The organism is Paraburkholderia sp., from assembly GCF_035501035.1.
Taxonomy (GTDB): Bacteria; Pseudomonadota; Gammaproteobacteria; order Burkholderiales; family Burkholderiaceae; genus Paraburkholderia.
In genome coordinates this window covers 1-6,051 of the sequence record NZ_DATJWR010000049.1, presented here as the reverse complement: position 1 = coordinate 6,051, position 6,051 = coordinate 1, and the positions used below count along the sequence as shown (strand labels likewise).

3 protein-coding genes and 2 pseudogenes are annotated in these 6,051 nt (G+C 60.4%); 4 read left to right on the top strand and 1 reads right to left on the bottom strand.

Translation table 11 applies throughout. The features are described from left to right. From VMJ11_RS02820 to VMJ11_RS02805, 4 genes and pseudogenes are all read left to right on the top strand, one after another. Positions 1 to 1,584 (top strand): efflux RND transporter permease subunit (locus VMJ11_RS02820; protein ID WP_325616694.1); only part of this gene is annotated, 1,584 nt, incomplete at its 5' end. A gap of 7 nt (positions 1,585 to 1,591) precedes the next feature. Continuing rightward, positions 1,592 to 3,136: pseudogene (locus VMJ11_RS02815) on the top strand (efflux transporter outer membrane subunit). Positions 3,137 to 3,664: 528 nt separating this feature from the next. Continuing rightward, positions 3,665 to 4,960: an MFS transporter gene (locus tag VMJ11_RS02810; protein ID WP_325616692.1), complete on the top strand. Its 1,296-nt coding sequence runs from the start codon at positions 3,665 to 3,667 to the stop codon at positions 4,958 to 4,960. 55 nt (positions 4,961 to 5,015) lie between these two features. Next, complete coding sequence (locus VMJ11_RS02805) at positions 5,016 to 5,798, top strand: substrate-binding domain-containing protein (RefSeq protein WP_325616690.1); 783 nt, start codon at positions 5,016 to 5,018, stop codon at positions 5,796 to 5,798. Positions 5,799 to 5,840: 42 nt separating this feature from the next. Here the strand turns inward: VMJ11_RS02805 and VMJ11_RS02800 are convergent. After that, positions 5,841 to 6,051, bottom strand: a pseudogene (locus VMJ11_RS02800) (dicarboxylate/amino acid:cation symporter); the annotation flags it as partial.

Below are 6,051 nucleotides of genomic sequence, written 5' to 3'. Positions count from 1 at the left end.
AGGGTGTCCAGAATTGTCAACCGCAAGGCAGTTATCCTCGGCCTTTACGCCGGCTTGCTGGGGTTGACGGTCCTCATAGGCAAAGTTGTGCCGAGTGGGTTTGTGCCCAGTCAGGACCAGCAGTACCTCGTCGGTATCGTGCAACTTCCCAACGGTGCGTCCCTCGACCGAACTGAGGAGGTTGTGCGAGAAGTCGGGAACATTGCTCTGAAGGCACCGGGCATCGACGCAGCCGTACAGTTCCCGGGGCTGTCGATCAACGGCTTCACCAACTCGTCGAGTTCGGCAGTCATCTTCTTTCACGAAACGCCCTTTGAAGAGCGTAAGGGCAAGTCGATGAGTGGTCCGAGCATCGCCGCGGATCTGAACAGGCGACTCTCCGGCATTAAGGGAGCATTCGTTGCAGTCTTCCCCCCGCCGCCGGTTCTTGGCTTGGGCACGCTTGGCGGTTTCAAGCTTCAGATCGAGGACCAGCATGCCGCGGGCTATACCGCGCTCGATAACGCTAACCAGGCTTTCCTCAAGGAAGCAGCGAAGGCGCCTGAGCTTGGTCCGTTGTTCACGACATACCAGATTAATGTGCCGCAGGTGAATGTCGATATCGATCGGGTCAAGGCCATGCAGCTAGGTGTCTCCGTGCCCGACATCTTCAACACGATGCAGATCTATCTCGGTTCTTTCTACGTCAATGACTTCAACAGTTTCGGCCGTGTCTATCAGGTCCGTGTGCAGGCGGATGCACCATTTCGCGCGCATATGGACGACATCGGATTGCTGAAGGCGCGCAACGACAAGGGGGAGATGGTGCCGCTATCGACGCTTGCTAAGGTCACGCCGGCCTATGGCCCCGACTCGGTCGTTCGATACAACGGCTACACCGCGGCTGACATCAATGGCGGTCCCGCACCCGGTTACTCATCGGGGCAGGCGCAGGCCGCCATCGAAAGGATTGCCGCCAAGACGTTGCCACGCGGTATGAAAGTCGAGTGGACCGACCTGACATATCAGCAGATTCTTGCCGGCAACGCCGCACTCTGGGTGTTCCCTATCAGCGTTCTGCTCGTCTACATGGTGTTGGCGGCGATGTATGAAAGTCTGACGTTGCCTTTGACCATTCTGATGATTGTCCCGATGAGTGTGCTTTCAGCGCTGCTCGGCATCTGGCTGACTCGCGGGGATAACAACATATTCACGCAGATCGGCCTCATGGTGCTTGTCGGGTTGTCGGCGAAGAATGCGATTCTGATTGTCGAGTTTGCCCGTGAACTGGAGATGGGCGGACGTTCGATTGTTCAGGCTGCCATCGAGGCTAGCCGATTGCGCTTGCGGCCAATTCTGATGACGTCCTTCGCGTTCGTCATGGGCGTGGTGCCATTGGTCGTCTCAAGCGGCGCGGGTTCGGAGATGCGTCACGCCATAGGTATCGCCGTGTTCTTCGGGATGCTCGGGGTAACTTTGTTCGGGTTGCTGCTTACGCCCGTCTTCTATGTCGTGCTGCGAAAGCTTGCGCGGACAGAGCACATCGTAGACAAGCACGGACATCACCCGCACGTTCGCGGTATCGATGCCTCGGTCGAAGCGTGAGGTCATCATGACGAAAATTAAAGTGAAACGCGTTCTCCTCGGTTCGCTGACGCTCGTGAGCGCAGCACTCCTGACATCGGGCTGTTCACTGGCGCCGGCATATAAGGTCCCTGGCGCCGTGGCCCCCTCCACCATTTTCAAGGAGGCACCGGCCACAACGTCCACGCCCGGCGCGCAAGGCGAAATGGGCACGTGGAAGATCGCGCAGCCGTCTGATCACATTCCGAGAGGAAAGTGGTGGGTGATTTTTGACGACGCCACCCTTAGCGACTTCGAAGAACAGGCGCTTTCCGCCAACCAGAATCTGGCTGCGGCAGCGGCACGGCTCAATGAGGCACGCGCCATCCTGCAAGTCTCGCGCTCGGACCTCTTCCCCACTATCGGTGCGGGCTTCGGACCCACCAGAGAAAAGGTCTCGCCCACATCGCTCCTCAAGCCAGATGGTACAAATATACCGGCTGAAACCTTGTGGCGCGCGCAAGCGACCGCCAGTTATGAAGCAGACCTTTTCGGCCGGGTGTCGGACGCGGTCAAGGCGAGTCGTGCGGAAAGCCAGGAATCGGAAGCGCTGCTGCGCTCGGTGCAGCTTTCCTTGCAGGCTGATGTCGCGGCGAACTACTTCAAGATCCGCGAACTGGATGCAGAACTGCAGGTATATGCGCAGACTGTTTCGCTGCGCGAACAGGCGCTGAAGCTCGTGCAATCGAAGTTTAGCGAGGGCGATATCTCCGAGCTAGATGTGGCTCGTGCAAGGGTCGAACTCGAAACAGCACGCTCCGATATGATGACGGCGCAAAGAGAACGGGCAATTGCCGAGCACAGTCTCGCCGTTCTTCTGGGCGAGGCGCCATCAGAATTTTCGATGACCTCGAACCCGTTGCAACCGGTTCAGATTCGGATTCCGCCAGGCCTGCCGTCCGCGCTGCTTGAGCGACGGCCAGATATTGCCGCGGTCGAGCGCGCAATGGCTGCAGACAACGCACGCATCGGTGTAGCCAAGGCGGCGTATTTCCCATCACTATCGATCACCGGTGATGCCGGATTCGAGTCGGCGACGCTGGGCGATCTTTTCAAATGGTCGAGTCGAGCGTTTCTCCTCGGTCCTCTGGCCGGCACTGCTTTGACAGTGCCCGTGCTCGACGGAGGCCGCCGGAAAGGAAATCTCGCGAATGCAAGAGCACAGTTCGACGAAGACGTTGCGAAATACCGTCAACAGGTGCTTCAGGCGTTTCAGGAAGTGGAAGATAACCTGTCGGACCTGCGGATACTTGAGCAGCAGACCCGGACGCAGAACGAGGCAGTGCAGGCGTCGATGCGCGCTGCACATATTTCGCGCACCCAATACACGGATGGCGCCGTCGATTATCTGGACGTGATTGACACCGACCGCACAGTACTTTAATCGCAATTGACGGCTGTTCAGCTTTCCGGGGTTCAGGCCGCTGCCACCGTGAACCTTATCCGCGCGCTAGGCGGAGGATGGGGGAACACCGCTTTCGTTGGGGCCGCCGGCGCAAGATCTCTTGCAGAGTACGCAAAGCCCTTTCGGTGAGCCGAGGGGCGCCGGATCCACCGCCGTTGGCGACCCTGCCGCCTTACTGACGACCGCGAACCGTACGGTACGCAAACGGCAAAGAGCCGGCCGCGGCTCCAGTCGAACCTGTATTCGAGCTGGCGCCGGGACTCAGCCCATCCCTGGTCGAGGACGGTCTTATTCTGGCTGGATTTGCCTAACGTTATGGCTCAATCAGCTGGAATCGCTTTGCGATTTCTTTCCTCAAGATGCGGGCTTGAGGGCCGAGCAGTAAAGCCGTTCTCGTTCAAGCGCGCTGGGGCGCTCGACCTTGGTGCGTCATGATCACGTGTCAGTATCAATACGCGGGCGCTGGGCCTGTGACGACCGCCGCCGCGTGCCCGCACGGCAAAAGGCGCGGCGGCATCGACGGACGTCGATTGATAACCAAAAAACATCAATCGTTCCGAAAATTGCACTTATCGTTTTTCAGGCTCCCGGCGAAGATTGCTGAAACGACAATTGACCGGACCACCGCGCATTTTTTGGATTTCAGGAGACACCTTGATGCACCCCTCGTCCAGCCTTTCGACCGGACATTCAAAGGCCGTTGCGGTCTTCCGCGTAACGGCCGGGAATTTCCTGGAGCAGTTCGATTTCTTCCTGTTCGGCTTCTACGCCACGCAGATCGCCCACGTCTTCTTTCCCGGCGAGAGCGAGTTCGCCTCGTTGATGATGACGTTCGCAGTCTTCGGCGCTGGCTTTCTGATGCGGCCGTTAGGCGCGATCGTGCTTGGCGCCTACATCGACGACGTCGGCCGCCGCAAGGGCCTCATCGTCACGCTCTCCATCATGGCAAGCGGCACCATCCTGATCGCGTTCGTACCCGGCTACGCCACGATCGGACTTCTGGCACCCGCGCTCGTGTTGCTTGGGCGGCTACTGCAGGGCTTCTCGGCGGGCGCCGAATTGGGCGGCGTGTCGGTGTATCTCGCCGAGATGGCCACGCCCGGCCGCAAGGGCTTCTTCACGAGCTGGCAGTCCGCTAGCCAGCAGGTAGCGATCGTCGTCGCTGCGGGCCTCGGCTTCGCGATTAATCAATGGCTGAGCGCACCAGCCATCGCCGCGTGGGGATGGCGCGTACCGTTCTTCGTCGGCTGCATGATCGTGCCGTTCATCTTCATGCTGCGTCGCAATCTGGAGGAAACGCAGGAGTTCAAGGCGCGCCAGCATCGTCCGGGCGTGAAGGAAGTATTCGGCACGCTGGTTCAAAACTGTGGCATCGTGATCGCCGGCATGATGTTGGTGGCGATGACTACCACGAGCTTCTACCTCATCACAGTCTACGCGCCGACCTTCGGCAAGACGGTCCTGCACCTGAGCACCGCCGATAGCTTGCTCGTGACCGTCTGTGTGGGCGTGTCGAACTTCGTGTGGCTGCCGATCGGCGGTGCGCTCTCCGACAAGATCGGCCGCCGGCCGCTCCTGGTCGGGATGACGGCGCTCACCATTGCGACCGCATATCCGGCGCTCTCGCTGCTCGCTCACGCGCCGACCTTCCTCAATATGCTGCTCGTCCTCCTTTGGCTCTCGTTCATGTACGGCATCTATAACGGCGCGATGGTCGTCGCGCTCACGGAAGTGATGCCGGTGCAGGTACGCGTTGCAGGCTTCTCGCTTGCCTACAGCCTGGCTACCGCCGTGTTCGGCGGCTTCACGCCCGCAATCTCGACGGCGGTCATTCACATGACCGGCGACAAGGCTGCACCAGGCTACTGGATAAGCTTCGCCGCGGTGTGCGCACTCTTCGCGACGTTCGCGCTGTATCGTCGTCGCGCAATCACGCTGACTCCGGCGCACTGAGGCTCAGCCTGTCCCGCATACTCACGAGCACACACGATCCCGCACGACCACAACTATGAGAAATCTGCTTCTGAAACTATGCGCGTCAGCGCTCGTCGCAACCTCGGCGGCTACCGCGAACGTGCACGCCGCCGACCTGCACGTCATGAGTTCGGGCGGCTTCACCGCCGCCTACAAGGTCCTCGGCCCCAGGTTCGCGTCCCAGACGGGAAACACGCTCGACACTGCGCTCGGCCCGTCGATGGGCAAGTCGCCCGAAGCGATTCCGAACAGGCTCGCGCGTGGCGAACCTGCGGACGCCGTCATCATGGTCGGCTACGCACTTGACGATCTGATCAAGCAAGGGAAGGTCATCCCCGGATCGCGGGTCGAGCTGGCCGATTCGCGCATCGGCATGGTCGTGCGCGAAGGTGCGGCGAAACCCGACATCAGCTCGACTGAAGGCCTCAGGCAGACTCTACTGCATGCGAAGTCGATCGCCTACTCGGACAGCGCGAGCGGCGTCTATATCGAGCGAGAGTTGTTCAAGAAGCTCGGCATCGAGGATCAGGTCAGGCCGAAGGCGAAGATGATTCCGCGGATTCCCGTAGCATCGGTGGTGGCGAACGGCGACTACGAGATCGGCTTCCAGCAGGTGAGCGAGTTGCTGCCGGTCCAGGGCGCGACCTTCGTCGGAAAGATTCCCGAGTCTCTGCAGTCCGTCACGCGCTTCGCCGCCGGGATTCCCGTCGGCGCGCAGCATCCGCAGGAAGCGAAGGCGCTGCTCGACTATCTCGCGTCACCCGATGTGCAAGCAGAGGTGAAATCGACCGGGCTCGATTCCGTCTCCACGCATTGAGGCAGAACCATGGGAAGGCTTGCGTCAGACAGCCTTCTCGTGTCACCCGGGCATGTCTGTCGCGGCGTCATTGGCACCACCTTGGCGGCCTGACCCGGTCCGCCTCAGCATCTGCGCGAGACGCGCACGATCGCATGCGCCTTCCCACAACGAAACGAAGATCACGGCGCAGGCGTTGCTGATCACGCTCGTCAAGGCTCGCGCCTCGGACATAAAGCGGTCGATGCCCACCAGCAGCGCCACCCCGGCTACA

Coding starts and splice junctions, on each gene's coding strand:
- VMJ11_RS02810 (WP_325616692.1), top strand. CDS start 3,665: ATGCACCCCTCGTCCAGCCTTTCGACCGGACATTCAAAGGCCGTTGCG.
- VMJ11_RS02805 (WP_325616690.1), top strand. CDS start 5,016: ATGAGAAATCTGCTTCTGAAACTATGCGCGTCAGCGCTCGTCGCAACC.